This is a genomic window from Micromonospora sp. CA-248212 (assembly GCF_050948405.1).
Taxonomy (GTDB): domain Bacteria; phylum Actinomycetota; class Actinomycetes; order Mycobacteriales; family Micromonosporaceae; genus Micromonospora.
The window spans coordinates 4,882,918-4,898,752 of the sequence record NZ_CP192023.1 but is presented as its reverse complement, the minus strand read 5'-3'; the positions used below and the strand labels follow the sequence as shown (position 1 = coordinate 4,898,752).

Annotated in this window: 11 protein-coding genes and 1 pseudogene; 8 read left to right on the top strand and 4 right to left on the bottom strand. The window is 65.5% G+C overall.

Going from position 1 to position 15,835, the window contains the following annotated elements; genetic code table 11:
• The first annotated feature begins 165 nt into the window (after nucleotides 1-165).
• Nucleotides 166-1,245: a hypothetical protein gene (locus ACQP03_RS22990; RefSeq protein WP_433458350.1), complete on the top strand. Its 1,080-nt coding sequence runs from the start codon at nucleotides 166-168 to the stop codon at nucleotides 1,243-1,245.
• 863 nt (nucleotides 1,246-2,108) lie between these two features.
• On the opposite strand, the gene ACQP03_RS22985 is transcribed toward ACQP03_RS22990, so the two are convergent.
• Entirely contained in the window at nucleotides 2,109-2,354 is a 246-nt protein-coding gene (locus ACQP03_RS22985; protein WP_433458348.1) for a hypothetical protein, read from the bottom strand.
• Between the two features lie 165 nt (nucleotides 2,355-2,519).
• Between ACQP03_RS22985 and ACQP03_RS22980 the strand changes: the two genes are divergently transcribed.
• The 4 genes from ACQP03_RS22980 to ACQP03_RS22965 all read left to right on the top strand — a co-directional run bounded on the left by ACQP03_RS22980 (nucleotide 2,520) and on the right by ACQP03_RS22965 (nucleotide 8,471).
• Nucleotides 2,520-4,079 (top strand): hypothetical protein, encoded by a 1,560-nt coding sequence (locus ACQP03_RS22980; RefSeq protein ID WP_433458346.1) that lies wholly within the window; start codon nucleotides 2,520-2,522, stop codon nucleotides 4,077-4,079.
• 38 nt (nucleotides 4,080-4,117) lie between these two features.
• A complete protein-coding gene (locus ACQP03_RS22975) occupies nucleotides 4,118-6,718 on the top strand; it encodes a hypothetical protein (protein ID WP_433458344.1) in 2,601 nt (866 codons plus the stop codon).
• Between the two features lie 422 nt (nucleotides 6,719-7,140).
• Nucleotides 7,141-8,073 carry a hypothetical protein gene (locus tag ACQP03_RS22970; RefSeq protein WP_433458342.1) on the top strand — a complete coding sequence of 311 codons (933 nt, stop codon included), beginning with the start codon at nucleotides 7,141-7,143 and terminating at the stop codon, nucleotides 8,071-8,073.
• 245 nt (nucleotides 8,074-8,318) lie between these two features.
• Nucleotides 8,319-8,471 carry a hypothetical protein gene (locus ACQP03_RS22965; RefSeq protein ID WP_433458340.1) on the top strand — a complete coding sequence of 51 codons (153 nt, stop codon included), beginning with the start codon at nucleotides 8,319-8,321 and terminating at the stop codon, nucleotides 8,469-8,471.
• A gap of 459 nt (nucleotides 8,472-8,930) precedes the next feature.
• Here the strand turns inward: ACQP03_RS22965 and ACQP03_RS22960 are convergent, their stop codons facing one another.
• Nucleotides 8,931-9,341, bottom strand: a complete 411-nt coding sequence (locus ACQP03_RS22960) for a hypothetical protein (protein WP_433458338.1) — start codon at nucleotides 9,339-9,341, stop codon at nucleotides 8,931-8,933.
• Nucleotides 9,342-9,361: 20 nt separating this feature from the next.
• Between ACQP03_RS22960 and ACQP03_RS22955 the strand changes: the two are divergent.
• Nucleotides 9,362-9,535 (top strand): annotated as a pseudogene (locus ACQP03_RS22955) (IS3 family transposase); the annotation flags it as partial.
• Nucleotides 9,536-9,959: 424 nt separating this feature from the next.
• Here the strand turns inward: ACQP03_RS22955 and ACQP03_RS22950 are convergent.
• The gene (locus ACQP03_RS22950) at nucleotides 9,960-11,588 is read right to left on the bottom strand and encodes a caspase, EACC1-associated type (RefSeq protein WP_433458336.1); all 1,629 of its coding nucleotides are present in this window, start codon (nucleotides 11,586-11,588) and stop codon (nucleotides 9,960-9,962) included.
• 125 nt (nucleotides 11,589-11,713) lie between these two features.
• On the opposite strand from ACQP03_RS22950, the gene ACQP03_RS22945 reads away from it, so the two are divergent.
• Both ACQP03_RS22945 and ACQP03_RS22940 read left to right on the top strand, forming a co-directional pair.
• Nucleotides 11,714-12,127 carry a hypothetical protein gene (locus tag ACQP03_RS22945; protein WP_433458334.1) on the top strand — a complete coding sequence of 138 codons (414 nt, stop codon included), beginning with the start codon at nucleotides 11,714-11,716 and terminating at the stop codon, nucleotides 12,125-12,127.
• Between the two features lie 934 nt (nucleotides 12,128-13,061).
• Nucleotides 13,062-15,257 carry a GmrSD restriction endonuclease domain-containing protein gene (locus tag ACQP03_RS22940; RefSeq protein ID WP_433458332.1) on the top strand — a complete coding sequence of 732 codons (2,196 nt, stop codon included), beginning with the start codon at nucleotides 13,062-13,064 and terminating at the stop codon, nucleotides 15,255-15,257.
• 2 nt (nucleotides 15,258-15,259) lie between these two features.
• On the opposite strand, the gene ACQP03_RS22935 is transcribed toward ACQP03_RS22940, so the two are convergent.
• Entirely contained in the window at nucleotides 15,260-15,544 is a 285-nt protein-coding gene (locus tag ACQP03_RS22935; protein ID WP_433458330.1) for a M23 family metallopeptidase, read from the bottom strand.
• Between the last annotated feature and the right edge of the window lie 291 nt (nucleotides 15,545-15,835).

Below are 15,835 nucleotides of genomic sequence, written 5' to 3'. Positions count from 1 at the left end.
GGCGTCGAGCAGACGTGAGGCTGGAGCCGCCCTCCCGGCAGTGAGGCGGCGTGGACCGGTCGCAGGGTTGGGGTACCCGCTGCTCAGCAGGTGACCATTCCCGACGCGCTCATAGCTGCGTCCTTAGTTCCGCCCTAGCCGGGGAGGGCGGACGAGGACCCTGCCATGGTGAGCACCTCGCTTGTCGATCAAGTGGCCGCGCTGCGCCGAACCTACACCGCTGAGCCCAACACCTCCGCCGCAGAGGCGGTCCGCCCAGTACTGCAGCGGCTGGACCGAACCGACCGGAACCGCGTCGTCGACGCGTTACGCGCGAACTATGACAGCAGCGTCCGGCACCCTGCGTGGACACAGCCATCCATGCCTGACCTGCGAGAGCTCCTACTGCCCGCTGCGGGCAGCGCCGGACAACGTGAGCTGGAGTGCGGCCTACTCGACTCCATAAGCAGCACCACCAACGCGCTGCACCTACGGCCACCGGCCAGCCTCATGCGACCGGCCACAGTCCTCCGGCGCCTCACCATCACCGCAACCGGTGACCTCAACGTCCATGTGGATGAGCCCGCCCTCGGGCCGCTGCTGACCGCCCTGCTTCCCGCTCCGTTCAACGGCGAGCAGCGGGGCGTACCCGGACTGCGCTACCGCCAGCACAAGCGGCACGGCGAGTTGTACCTCCTCGACGCCGTCCCGGCTGCCCGGATCATACTGGCCGCGGTAAAGGCGCCCGTCGCACGGCGCGCCCTAGACTACGTCAGCGATGACACTGGTCTCGCCTTAGACGAGGTGCAGAGCATCCTCCTGGCCCGACATCTCGCGCCGTCGGAGCAAGACTGGATCGAGCATTACGGGAGGACGGTCGGGGACCCTCCGCTGGGCAGCGCGCTACTGCGACGGATATTCGCACTCGGTCGACCTTTGTGGTTCTCCACCTGGAGCACAGGCGTGCGGCACATGTTGTGGCCTGCGGGCCGCGCGCCGGCCGACGTAGCCGAACAGCTCACCCACCCGTTGCTCGGCCTGCCCGGCGTGTACCGGACCGATCGGCACGACGAAGGCATTACAGCGCTCCGGAAGGCCTCCAGCGGCAGGGTTGACCAGCACCTCGGTCTGCTACTACGTCGAGAATCGGCGCCAACGACGGAGTCCGACATGCAACTCCAGTCTCGGCTGCGCACGTGGGAACCGTCGGTCGCCTGGCAACGGTGGTCCAAAACCCACACCGCTGGCGCCGGAACCGACCAATGAACCGGCCGGAGGATGACGCGACGATCTTCCGCGATCTGCTTGACCGGGCTGTCCGAGCGGAAGCTGGCCAGGACCTGCTCGTCAGGTTGGTGCTACGCGACCATGACAACGGTCATCCAGGCAACGCACGTTGGTGCCAGGCTGCCGCGTGCCGAACGGCGGCCGACTGGGCGCGCCGGTAGTACGACGAGGCTGGTCGACCACGTACCGACCGCTGAAGCTGCAAGAACCGGGTGGACCCGCGGCAGGCTCGGGCGCAAGCTCGTGCCGCTGACAGGGCGCGGCGATCGTGGGGGAGCTCCCACGAACGACCGATCCGGCTCCGGGAGCCAGCGCTGATACCAATCAGGGCACTGGGCGGGCACCTCACGATCGGTCGGCCGCCGACGGACCAGTCTGAGCCCGGTTTAGGGAGAGCAGGGGGAGTAACAGGGCGCCTTGAACGGCCTCGAAGTGCGTCCAACGGCATCGAACCGCGCTCAAGGCACCCACCCCTGCCGACGGCTTCATGTCTCCGCAGCTCAGAGCGGGTGGAGCGTCCAACGCTCTATGTCGCCAGGTAGGGGTACGCGTACAGGTCAGGGCGGTAAGCAGCCATCGGTTGCCAGGCAGATTGGGTGCAGGTTGACCAAGAGGTCTCGGCACCCGAAGTGCTCACCAACGCCGGAGCAGAGACGAGGATCCTTGGCCTGCGGTGATGGAGTTCGAGCGGTGCAGCGTGACCTCCCAGTAGAGCTCGAAGTGGTCAGGCGTGTCGCTCCAGGATCGCCGTCGCCGGCCGGCGTCTCGGTTCGCCTAACGCCACGCCTGTAGGTCTGCTGTGGATCGATCCGAAGCATCGCGGGCGAGCCTGCTGGAATCCGTCACGGTTCCGTCATCTGAAGCGCCGATCCCATGGGCGACACCGTGACCAGGTCCTTCAAGCTGGAGACCTCTTCGGCATGCTCGAAGTGCTCACTGCGGCCGGACGCGAACAGCGTCCTGACCTGCGGCGATGTTGGCAAGCAGGTCGACGTGACATCCCAGAGAAGGCCGAGATGGTCACCTGCCCGGCACTGGATTTTCCAGTGTCCAGGCTCGGCCTCGTATCCCATCTCGGTCAGCTGCATGTTTTCGTTGATATCCGAGACCGGCGGTATAAGAACTTTCAGGGTCCCAGGCTGAGGAGACTGTGGAGGTATGCCTGACGGCCCGGGTCATGAGCACAGATCCGCCCGATTTCCGGCAAGTCACGAACTTGTCGAGGATTCCGTATGTCGCCAAGCATGACGAAAATGGCCACCATGACCAGCGTCATTACCGATGAGATGCTCGGCTCGGCAGCGGCCTCGAGATCTGCAGTCGAGGGGCCGAGGTGGTGCGAGCCTGGTCTGCTGGCTCGGGCAGGCCGATACCCGCTGGCTGTCGAGGCACCGGTCATGACCTGCGTCGACATGCTCGTTCCAGGCGTGTCGACGGTGACCCGTTATGCCCGCTACTACAGCCTGTATTGGGCTCTTGCCGCGCACGCGGACCGGAAGGGCTTGAACCGAGAGGCATGCCAGCGCCTCGTCCGTCGGGCGGAGGTGGGTATGGCGCGAATCTCGCAGGAGTACGACGATCCGGAATCCGCGCCCGGGCTCGCTCATGGGGTGGACGCGTTAGCCAGGCTCGCTGCCGGCCAAGGCGAGGAATTTTCAGTGGCTGATCCCGTCGGTTCCGGCTCATACTCCCCGCGCAGGTGGGGCTTCTGGTCGCAGTACAACGGTCCGAGCGTGACGCTCGGGACCGTGACGGTGGACGGCGGTGCGCTGCGGATGGGCCGCCATCCGTGTCCGCCAGCGATTTCAAAGATGTACAAGTTCCTCGTCGAGGTCGCCGAGCATCGAGGCGGTCTGTCGCTCCCGTCGGCGGCACTGGAGTCTCTGCGCCTTCAGCAGGACGCGGATACTCCTGATCTGGAACCGCTCAGCTCGCTGTTCAGCGCCACCGCAGATGGTCGCCATGACCCGGAGTCCTGGACAGGAGACGATCGGACGCGGCGTGCCACACTCCGCATACTCGCTCGGTCGTGGCAGCTCAACCCGGACGCGGCCACCTGGCAGGAGGCGTTCGCCGCTGCCGTGGCCTACGGTTCGGCCGCCCGCGAAGACCCGTTGCTGGCCGGCGAAGAACGAACGGCCGCGTGGCGAGGGGTGGTTCTTCGTCACCACTGTGTCGGGGCGTGGCGACATTTCTGGGCGGCGTTGGTCAACGAGGTCCGAGGAACGGAGACTGCCTCTCGTAGCCACTTGCACGAGTGGATCAGCGCGCAGCTGCCCGGCAGTACTGTCGCCGAGTTCGAGGCCGGTCTGCCTGCCGTCGTTGATGAGCGTCGTGACCCCCTGCGGGCCGAGGACGAGCTGCTGCGCGACGACAGTGGTGTGGTTACCGACGTCGCGTTGCTACTGCTCGGCGCCCGGCGCCTCGACTCGCTGACCGGCGTCACCCTGCGCACCTTCAAGGGGAAACGGCCCACCTACCTCGATCCCGCCTGGATAGCGCACCTCCGGCACGAGTATGGGCAACGCTCGGTCGCCGAGCTGGGGCGACGTCTCGTTGACGACATGCTTGCCCAATCGCGGCGGGTAGCGCTGCGGAAGGTGAAGTTCAACCATGACGGCACGATCTCGCTGTTCAGCAGACTGCACGAGCGCAATGGTGCGTACTTCGCTGACTCCAACGAGGGCAGCGGCAACATCGGTCTGCGCCTTCCCCAACTGGCCGAGATCGCGGTACAGGTCGGGCTGCTCACACCGCATCCCGAAGAGCCAGTCACGCCCCAGGGGCGACGACTGCTGGACCTGCCCTCATGAGCGACGTCACTCATACCCTCCGGTCACCCTTAACGCTCTTGCAGCAGTGGCGGGACCGGATCGACGGTGCCCGGCTGCGCGAGGTCCTCATCACCGGTTACACGGTCGACCTGGGGTTTCTCGAGAAGTTCGCGATTCCCACCGCTCGGGCTCTCGGCGCGCGGATTACGGTCCTGGGCGACCCTGGACAGGCTGTGCATGATCCCGTGGACGTACGTCGCGCCGGCGTGGCATATCAACACGGTCACGCCGTCTGCTCCAGGGCATTCCACCCCAAGCTGGTGGTTCTACTCGGCGACCGGGACGTGTGGCTCGCCGTCGGATCGGGCAACCCGACGCTGTCCGGCTGGGGGTACAACCACGAGCTGTGGGTCACCGCATATGGAAGCGTCGATCTTGGGCCACAACTCATCCACGACATCGCGGACTGGCTGCATGATCTGCCAGACGCGGTCGGTCTGGCTAGCTGGGTCGCCAAGACAATCAGGCACGTCTCTGAGCGGATGCGACCGCAGCAGGTTGATGAACGGTGGTCGCAGGTGCGGGCGTTCGGCAACCTCCACGAACCGCTGTTGAACTACCTGCCGGCGCACGCGGTAGACGAGTTGCGCCTCGCGGCCCCGTTCTACGATCCGCCAGCCCGAGCAGCGACAGCCATCGTCGCCCGGATGTTGCCGCAAGCCCTACGGGTTGCCGTGCAGCCCTCCATCGCCATGTTCGACGGTGCTGCCCTGGCCCGTGCGGCAGCGCCTGTTGTTGATCAGAAGTTCACCCTGCTCGGCGGCGGCCGCGCTTGTCACGGAAAGCTGATTGAGTGGCGCACCCCTGACGGCAAGGTTTCCGGCATGACCGGCAGCGCGAATATCACCACTTCCGCGCTGCTGATCAGCACCAGACAGGGCGGCAACTGCGAGTTGGCAGTCATTGCACCACACGGCGCCGGGCTCTTCCCGTCAGGAGGCGACCCTCAGCCACCGAATGCCATTCAGAACCTGAGATCGGCCCCGCCCGCTAGCACCACAAGCGCCTCAGGGCCCGTCCTTCTCGGCTGTGCCCTGGTCGACGGGACACTGATAGTGGAGCTAGCCAAGGCGTCCGGCGACAGGGTCGCCATCGAAACTTCGCCGACCGGCGCGCCGGGTTCATGGGCCATCGCAGGAGCAATTCCTGCCAACCAGCAGTCCGCCCGCCTCCTGGTGCCGGAGGTGACCGGAGGCGCGGTGCGCGCGGTGATGGAGGTGGCCGGCGTGCGGCTGGAATCTGCGGCCGTCTTCATCACCGATAGCTCCCGCTGCCGGCCTCGCCAAGACACCAACGACACACCGCGCCTGTCCTGGTCAGGCGAGGTGGGAGAGCTTTTCGGCGACCCGCTGCTGGCCCAGCGCTTCACCAACGAGCTAGGACGACTCGTCGAGCAGGTGGGCCTGTGCGGCCACACCCCGTCCTCAACATCCACTACTTCTGAGAGTTCCCAACTGGAGCCGGGTGACCGGTGGGCCGACTACCTCGAGCAGTGCGAACACACACTCGGCTCAAGCCTGTCGGGGCTCATCTTTCCCAAGAAGCATGCTGGTGGCCATGGCGGGGCGACTCATTGGTCGATCGATGACGTCGACGAAGGGGAGGTGACGGAGGACGAAGATGACGAGGTACTCGACGGCGTGGCGCGCGAACAGGAGGAAGATCCCGCGACCCAGGTCCCACAGATCCGTCCCGACCAGCGCGCCAAGTACCGACGGTTCGCCGAGCGCTGGGTCACCGCGGTAACAGAACCGGCCGTAGAGAACGATTGGTCGACCCTGCCGCCCGTTCACCTGCGCATGGTCGTCACTCGGCTCTATCTGATGCTGCTTGCGGCTGGCGTCTGGCATGAAGACGACGATTGGCGCCATGACCTCAGGTGGCTGATCTGGTCGCTGATCCCTGACGACGACATGCTCGATGCTGTTCCTGCGGAGGCCTTCGACCATCTCTACGCGCTACTCGCTGTCGCTATGACCACCCTGCGGCAGGGTACTCACCTGCACGGAGGACGGGAGGAAGATCTGCCGACCACCGACGCCTGGGCAGATGCGGCCGAGTGGGTAGCGGAAGTCGATGTCTCCCTCGCTCACGAACTTCTCCTGCCTGCCACTCAGCCCTTCGCGCACGTAGCGACCGCGGAGGAGCTTCATGAAACGGTCAGGCTGGCGGGGGAGGTCCGCCAGGATCCATACGCGGAGGTGCGGGTGACGCTTGCCGATACCGGTCTTGATGTCGATCTACAGGACGGCGTGTGGCGGGTAGAAGGCGGCTTCACAAACCCCTACCGAGCGGCGGCGCGGGCTGCCACCGAGCTGGTGCGGATCGACGGTTCTGCAGCCGTGGTCGCCCAAAACTCTCGGTGTGCCGTCCTCATCGCTGTGGCCGGCAAGACCATGGTTCTGGTCGACTCACGAATGGCCGTCTGGCGGCTCTACTCATTGTCTGGCACTCGAACGCCGCTTTCCATGACGAGCGAATGCCCTGGTCCACCGCCCAACGCCCGAGTCTTCCCACTGAGGTCGCAGCCACCCGAGATTTCGGAAATTGAAGCTCGGCTGAGTCTTGATCTGCCCAGCTTTGTGGCTGGGATGAGGAGCCTCATTGCCTGTACGTAAAGGCTCTCACCCTCGGCGGGACGCGGTGCTGCTCGGTGAATGGCAGCACGCATCATCTTCGGCGTGCCCCTCGACGACCAACCACAGTCGCATCCACGTCGCTAACTGGCAGCAGATTGGGTGCAGGTCGTCGAAGAGGTCGCCGCACCCGAAGTGCTCACGACGCAGGACAAAGACGAGGGCTCTGACCTGCGGTGATGTGGCCGAGCGGTGCGGCGTGCCTTCCGCTGGTTACCGAGGTGGTCAGGCGTTGAGCACCAACCGCTCACGGCGATGTCTTCCATCGGTCGGTTATGCCGACGAGCTTCGTCCTCGCAGAGACCCTCACGATCTGGTGCCGTTGGCCATCAGTTGATGTCAGAGCGCTGCGCGAGCGGGTCACATTGTGAGATGGCAGGGGCAGTATCCGAAGGGCGGTTGAGGTGGCGTTCGATGCATCGCAGTACGTCGTCGGCGACGATTGGGCGTACCGGTCGCGGGATACGGCGCCCTCGGAACGCGTGCGCATCAAGGGTGTCACGCCGAAGAAGGCCAGTGCGAGCATCGAGGTGGAGTTCCTCGACGACGAGGGCCGCCGTCTGCAAATCGTGTCGTCAGCCCGGCTGAAAGCCCGGTGGGTCGACGTTGAAGCCTACGACGCCCGGCAAGCGAACTGGCAGCGCATCGACGACTTTGAGCTCGACTCCGTCGAGCGGAGCGCGGTTCTCACCGTCTACTCCGCCCTCATCCCTGAGGATGTGGCAGAGCTGGACTGGCGTCCGGTCGAAAACGCAACGATCATCAAGGATCGCGCGAAGCTGACCGACATCCTTGAGGTGCCCGTAGAGGAGATCCTCGCGACGGTTCAGTGGTTCACCACCGATGACGCCACGATCGTCTCACCCGCCGGCGCTGTCATCGTCGCGGAGGCCGCCTGCCGAGCCCACTCGCACACCATCCTGGAGCACGTGATCGAGGAGGAGGCCGAAGCCCGGCACAAGTGCAAACACGGCGGCCCGCATCCCATCCACAAGGGCGAAGAGACCAGTCCGGAATGGGAGTATCGGTGGTATCGCAAGCATGTCCGGCCTGAGCACGAGCTTCTGCGGCAATGGTGCGGCCACCGTGCCGTCGTAGCCCACGAACGCCTCACGGCCGCTGAAGCGGAGAACCACCGCCTCGACCTCCTCGTCGTGCAACTCATCAAAGCTCTCGACGTCGCTGGTGAAACCATGCAAGCTGAACGATTCGGCGAAGAACACGAACGCGACCGGATCACGCCCTACCTCGCCCGACCCGTCGTCGACCGACCGCTGCACTGGTCCGAGATGCCGGTGCGTGAAGTCCCGGTCTATCGGCGCCGCCGCTGGGGGTAGGCGGCCATCACTGCCACCGTCGCTCGTCCTCGGAGCCTCACGCCGGCCTTCACTTGCCGCTCGCGCTGATTCGGACAGCAACCGCGCCGTGACGCTGTTGCCCAGTGCCTGGGTCGACGACGTGCAGAGCGACCTAGAAGCGCTGCGGCGGAGTTGGCCGCGGCCCCGTCGTCCTGGCCGCCAGCTCAGGCGTTGCCGTCCGGCTCAATGTAGCCGTGTTTGAGTAGCACGGCCCGCAGCTGTTCTTGCCACGTTTCTTCATCGGCGTCGAGCCATCGGTGCCGGTGTGCGCACTGCCAGTTCGGCGGCGGTTCCTCGGGGACGAGACACCCGCCGAGCGCAAGGTCGCCGTCGGCAGCGGCAATGTGCGCTTCTGGGACCGGGAGGCCGAAGAGTAGTGGGACGCCCGTCGTGTGGCACTCGGGGCAGGCTGGAATCACCTCGCTACGGTACCGGCCCTGGAGCGTCTACGCGGGCGGGTGGACTGCGGACGGGTCGAATCAGAAGGCGGGCTGGGAGAGCGGATCGTATGAGGCCGACGTCATGTGCGGGTAAGGAACCGCTGGTTGGCGAGGCCTTTCAACTGGGCGCAGATTGGGTGCAGGTTGGCAATGCGGTTACCCGCCGAAGTGCTCACCGACCCAGACAGCGACGAAGGCTTTGACCTGCGGTGATGCGGTAGGTTCGGTGTGCGGCGACCTTCCAGGAGTGCCCGAAGGTGTCAGCGTCCCCGCGTGGAGTGCTCGCCGTTGCTGTCGCCTCCGTGGCTACCGGTTCCACCGTGAGCACTCGGCGTGCAGTGCGGTGTAGGTCCGGCGTTGGTCGAGGAGGCCCCGAGATTCGGGCTTGTCAGGCCGTCAGGCAGCTGCCGAGGCGTGCCAGAGGCGAAGTGCTCGGTCGCGAAGCGGCTGGGAGAGTTCGCGCGAGTCCTTCATGTCGGCCAGTACGTCGCGCAGATCCCGGGTGGGCCAGCCGGCGTCCAACCAATCGAGTGCCAGTGTCGGCCAGTAGCTTCCCCATGCGGTGAGCGCGAACCGCACGAGGGCGGGAAGCGGTGTGTCGGCGACAGGCACGTCAGACAGCTCCGCACTGACGTCGCTCGGGGTGCGCTCCAGCAGTGGCAACAGCCACACGAGCCGGTCCCCGGCCGGGTAGACCAACCCGTCGGCAGCGCCATGGATTAGCCAAGTGCTGACACCATCCCGCACCAGGAGCAGGCCGTTGTTGATCCTTAGCCTCGGATGGAGACGATCGTCGGCAGGGCCCATGCCGAACAGCCTGTCATGCCCTGATAAGGCGCGGCGTCGACCCGTCGGTAGGCTCGGTCGGCGACGCCTATGACGCCCTGGCCGAGTCGACGATCGGCCTGCTCAAGACCGCGCTTATCAAACCACGTGGGCCGTGGCGGACCTGCGACCACGTCGAGATCGCCACCCTGGAGTACGTCGACTGGTACGACCACCACCACCGCCGCCCCCACAGCGAGCCGTGGACCTGCCACCAACGCCCTGACCAGGCACTTCAAGCTGGTGACCTCTTCGGCGTCCTCCGAAGGCCTCAAGCACCGTGGCTCACGCCTCAGAAGAAGATGACGTCTGCACGCGCTGAAGAGTGTGCATGCTGCGGCCGCCGAGCCCGCAGGGCCGGCAACCGCCGGCCTGGTCAAGCAGGTTTTCCTCCCGGTATGACGGACGTCGTGGCACCGAGTACGGGAATGCTGATCAGCATCCGGACCGACGCTAGAAGGGTGTACGGACGTTCCTAGGCGTCGAGCCGGCGCTGGACCGGGACAGGCGCCAACGGGCGGCGTTGGCTGTGGCGGGTGCGTGGCGCGCCGACGCGTCATCGAACCTCGTTGGTTCGGTCGCCGCGGTGTCTCCTGCTCCTCAGTGATCGCCCGAAGTCCGGCTGGCGCTCCGTGCTGCGCGGAAGCGTTGCCGGATACGGGAGAGATGGGCGCGCACCGTGGATGGGCGGATGTGGAGTTGTCTAGCGATGGCGTCAGTCGTGAGGCCGGATGCGGCGAGACGCAGCACGGTGATCTCGCGCTCCGAAAGGGCACGCAGGAGCTGCGCATTCTTCGCGATCGCGGCTGGGCTGGCGTCGATGGACGGTTGGAACCTTGGGTTCCAGCCGAGCGCTAGTCCCTCTCCGAGTGCCCCGTCGGCGAGGTAGCGGGGGTGCGGGAGTCCCTGCTTTGCGGTCTGTCTGGAAACCGCTGTGTAGATCGCGTCTAGAGTCAGCAACCTGTCGTGTTGCTCGGTGCCGCCAGTCAGGACTCCGAGGAGCGACTCAGTGAAGGCGGGATGGCGTCGGTTGGGGGGAGCGAAGGCTGCGCTGTTGGAGGAGGTGGACGTCAAGACGTATGTGCCGGTTACGTGGGTGAGGTCCGACGCCCTGGCCATTAGACCTTCCAAGGCCCGTCCCGAGAAGCAGCAGTCGAGCACCACTAGGATTCGGCGGGCGTGCGAGTTGGCTAGCAGGTTCCGGATCTCGTCGTATCGCAGTGCGGTGTAGTCGGCGTCCGGCCGACTGTCGCGCGTCGCCAAGAGCAGTTCGCCGGCCCGTGAAATTAGTCCGTGCCCAGCGAAGTAGAGCATCAGGGTGTCGGTGGCCGATCGGCTCGCGTCATCGACGGTTCGCAGGACGGTCAGCGAGTCGGCAGGATCAATCAGTGCGAAAGTCTTTGATCGGTCAAACCCGCCGGGTCGACGTCGGTCGGTCAGGATCTGATGCAAGTCCGCTGTTCCGGTCGTGGCACTCGGGATGCTGGGGAGCTCTCGATAGTTGCCAACGCCGACGAAGACCGCCGCGGACTTCTCGACGGAGGGAAACTCGGGCGGCGTCTCTGCGGAGGCAAGCTCCGACACGTTGACCACGTTGTGGTTTCCGAAGGACGCGTCTGACGCGTTCACTGGGCCAATGCTGTAGCGATGTGGAGCGACAAGTTTGTCGCCGGCGACTCGGTCGCCGCCGATGACGCTGATTCCCGCGGGCTGTCCGTGCAGATCGGCAAGGTGCGCAGCGTCGTCCATGCCGCCTGGTTCAACAGATCCCTTGCCTTTCTCCGCCTCGGTAGTCCCGGGGAAGGCTCCGCTCTCGCTGTCGTCTGGCGGCAGGGGAGTGGTGATCTTGGATTCGGGGTTTTCAATCGGAACCGCCACTGCTCCAGCGCCGGTGTCAAGCGTGTCCAGCGGACCGAGCTTGTCGTAACGCTGGGCGGCGTTGTAGAGCTTGTCGAACTCGTCGAGGAAGGTCCGTTCGTCCTCCTCGCTGCGGATCTGCGGGCGACGGCCGTAGCGGCCGAGCCACTCGACTAAGTCGAGCAGCAGGGCACCATCGGGTGGCAGCCGCGGCTGGGTGAAAATTTGGTGGATCTTATGGTGACTGCATCCAAGCCCTTTCGCCATCTCGCGGGTGCTCGGAGCGCCGGCGCGGGCGTGTATCTGATGGAGTCGGAGCAGGAAGTCTCGCAACCGGCCGGGCGGGACTGCGGGGAATTGAAGCGTAGGCATGGCTCCCTCGTCAGCGTCCGTCGCGGCGTGTAACCGGCTGTCATCAAGTGTAATTTCGGCCATTCGAGTGCTGCAATACTACCACTGTTAAAGCAGAGAGGAACGCCGCATCAAGGGAGCTGCAGGTGACCGTCGACCCCACCGCTGCCGCAAAGAACCGGAAGCGGGCCCAGCAAGAGCCGAGCGAGCCGGCCCAGCGCGAACGCCCGCAGCGCGTGGTCGAACCCCGGGCGTCGGGGCCCGGCATGCCGCCGAGCGTCCAGCCACCTTCGGTTCGGGTAATTCTGGCCTTGATCGGCATCGATCTAATGCTCATGGGCTTCTGCGTCGTGCTGGCACTTATTGATCAGCCGACGCTGGCAGGCGCGGCAGGAACCGCCGCCCTGGTAGTCGCTGGCGACATCGTCCGACGATTCCTGAACTACCTCGGCCGGGACGATCATCAGCCGCCCGCCGGCTCCTCGCCGCCATCTCTGCCCACGTCTCCAGCCGATCCATTGCGGCACGAGCCAGACTCTGACATGAACAGGTCGTCGTAGCTGCAGTAGGGGTCGGGGCGTGTCCGGCCGTGCTCATCGGCTTGGTCCGGGTGTGGGGTCGCGGTCGAGTATGCGGAGGTTGGAGTGGCGCGCCCACCCGAACCCGGCCAGGTACGCGTGCCACCTGCAGATGAGTTGGTGGTTGTCCGCGGGGAGCAGGTTGGGAGCAACGGAGTGCTCTGAACTGCTTTGAACTGCGTCCAACGGCAACCAGCGGCGCTCAATTGCACCCACCCCTACCTGCGGCTCCAGGTTTCCGCAGGTCAGTGTCGGTGCGGCGTCCTGATTCACCGCGGAGTGCTCTGCGGTTCTGCGCAGCAGTCGACAGCTCTCTATGTCGCCTGGTTGAGGAGTGTGCGCAGGTCAAGGCGGTAAGGAGTTGTTGGTTGCCGTGACCTTGCAGCTGGGAGCAGATTGGGTGCAGGTTGGCGAAGAGGTCACCGCGACCGAAGTGCTCACCGACGCCGGACAGAGACGAGGACTCTGACCTGCGGTGCTGCGGCCGAGCGGTGCGCCGTGACCTCCCAGAGAAGACCGAAGTGGTCAGGGTTCGCCGCTTCTCGCCTGGCTGGTGCCGGCTACCTTCGGGGACTCGCTGACGCCGGTCAAGAGGGGTCCACCGTATCGACGCATGGCTTTGGCTCCTGCCGTGCTGGCGTCGATGTTCTTCCGAGGGCTGGGACTCGAATCCCACCAGCAGCGCGCTTGACCAGCGCTTCCTGCTCGCTGACCTCTTCGGCGATCCCGAAGGCGTCAGCATCAGTGGCTTTTGCGGCTGGCGAGTGGCGCGGAGGCCACCGAATATCCCTCATCGTGTGGCGCGCGCACAGCCGCTCGCCGGGTCCGCCGAGGCAGACAGCACGTGATACGTAACAGTGAGTGCGGTTCACGTGTACCCTGTCTTCCCGTGAGGCGCACAGAGGGGACGTGATCGATGTCTGGGGCGACGATCAACGGCCAGACCTTCACGTTGCAGGACCTGTTCGATCGTGCGACCTACGACATCGACTACTACCAGCGCGAGTACGCCTGGACCCACGAGGACATTCGCACGCTGGTCAACGATCTGTGTACGCAGTTCGAAGAGGCCAAAGCGGACCCCCGGACAAGGCGCGGCATACATCGCGCCGACCCCTACTTCCTGGGCCCGTTCGTCTACTACGAACAGCGCCGCGGGCTCCGGTTTCTTGTCGACGGTCAGCAGCGCTTCACCACACTGCACCTGATCTTCATGCACCTCTACCGGCAGGCACTCGCACTCGGGAACCGCAACGCGGTCGACAAGCTGGTCCGTGTCATCCGCGAACCGCACGTCGGCGGCTGGCGCTTCCGCATCAACATCGCCGAGCGCCGCGACGCACTGCAGGCGCTCTATGACGGACGCGATTACGATCCGCCGCTGGCTTCGTCGCTCTCACTACGCAATCTGTGCACCCGCAGCGAGGAGTTGCGTGAGCTGCTCGAAGCGCGGATTGAGGCCGAGGACGTTCCCAGCTTCGTCGACTGGATTCTGAACCGGGTCCTCCTGGTCGGCATCGAGGCACCGAGCCGGGACAGCGGCTTCAAGATCTTCGAGTCGATGAACGACCGCGGCGCCCGGCTAACCCCGGTCGACCTCCTCAAGAGTTATCTGCTCTCTCGGGTCGGCCACGACGAGGAGGAACTGAACCTCCAGTGGCGCAAGATGCTCGCCGAGCTGACCCCCGCTCGCGACGACCCGGGTGCACCGAGCCGCTTCCTGAAGGCCGCACTGGTGGCCCATCACGGCCGCCTGGATGAAGGCTTCACCGACGTCGAGGACATCAACTCGTCACTGCACTTGTGGGTTAAACGCAACGCTGAGGACCATCTGGCCCTGCGAGGTCCACACCAGTTCTTCGGATTCGTCGAACGCCTCATTCGCCTGGCCAGCACCTACCGCACCTTCCAGTCCGCCACCCACCAGCTCGACCGCGACCACGGTCTCGAAGCGCTCTACTTCAACAACATCAACGGACTGTCGAACCAGATGGCGTTCGTCCTGGCCGCGATACGCCCCGGCGACACGCTGTCCGTCGCCAAGGAAAAGGCGCGCCTCGTCGCCAACTTCATCGACCGCTGGTATGTCGTCCGGGTACTCACGGACGAGTCGGCCCTCGACCGGGACCTCGACGAACTCATGCCGAAGCTCATCCCGCAGCTTCGCAAGTGCGAGCGGCCAGCCGACGTGGCGTCGTTCCTCGTCCACGAACTGCCCGACGACCAGAGTTTCCACCCCGTCACGTCGTTCGGGCTGCGGGGCAACAACTCCGCACAGGTCAAGTACCTGCTCGCGCGCCTTACCGCCTTCGCCCAGACCGGCTGGGGGGAGCACGACCTCACCGACGACTACCTGGCGTCGGACCGGCGGTGGCAGATCGAACACATCTTCCCGAATCGACCCGAACGGCATTCCGAGGGACCCGACCCGATCGAATTTCGCCTCTTGCGCAATCGCATCGGCGTCCTGGGCCTGCTCAAAGCCAGCGTCAACGCGAGCCTCCAGGACACCCCGATCGAACGCAAGATCGAGGTGTACCGCAGTGAAAACCTTCTCCTTCGCTGCCTGCACCCGATGTTCCAGCAGAACAACAAGCCAATGCGGACCTTCATCCAGCTGCACGACCTGCAGGGTCACCTGCGCCCGTTGGGCTCGGGCGGGCTGCGCGCCGCCGTCACCGTCCGCGAAGAACTCTACCGACGCCTCTGCGCGGCCGTCTGGAGACTTGATCGGCTTGGCTTCTCCGTCGAGGCACCGGTAGCCGATGCCGCTCCCGACACGGTCACCCCGGCGGCGGTCGTCCCAGCGCCGAGGAAGCCCGCCGGACGGCTGACGGACGTGCAACGCATGCTGCGAGACGGCGTTCTGTCCGCCGGCACGGTGATCACCGCCGTCGTTGGGAACGCCGAGGTTACGGCGACCATCGAGGCCGACGGAGCGATCCGCCTCTCGACCGGTGACGTCTTCCGCAAGGCGGATGACGCAGGCCGAGCGGTCAAGGGACGTCGCTGCGAAGGTATGAAGTTTTGGCAGGTGAGTCGGCCCGACGGTGCGCGAGTGTCTCTTCGTGAGCTTCGGGACGCTGCATTGTCGGGTAGCCGCCCGATCTGACCTCAGGCGAGATCAAATCCGCGCACGGGGAGGTACAGCACCGGGTCAACGGCTCCGCCTTCGCTGCGGTCTCCGTCGAGGTCCACCTCGAAGAGCAGATGCGGTCCGCTGCTGTGGCCGGAAGACCCCACGCAGCCGATGACCTGCCCGGCAACGACCTGCTGACCGACGGTCACGAGCGGGCAAATGAGGAGAATCTCGGCGTCCGCGTCGAAGGGGGCGGTGAACTGTCCGGTCCGGTCGCGGATCAACACCTTGAACCGGTCAGCCCGGCCGCCCAGGTCCACGAGCAGGTTCCGGGCCCGCTGTAGGATCCACGGCCGTGCTGGACGAGGATGGCCGTGGTCGACCGCCAGCAGCCCCGTGCCAGCTCCGGTCGGGGGAGCAGATTGGGAGCAACAGGGTGCCCTGAACGGCCTTGAACTGCGCCCAACGGCGTCGAACGGCCCTCAACTGCGCCCACCGCTACCTGCGGCTCCACGTTTTCGCAGGTCAGAGTGGGTGCGGCGTCCTGTTCCCGCAGAGTGCTCCGCGGTTCTGCGGGGCGGTCGACAACGCTCTATGTCGCCTGGCAGGGA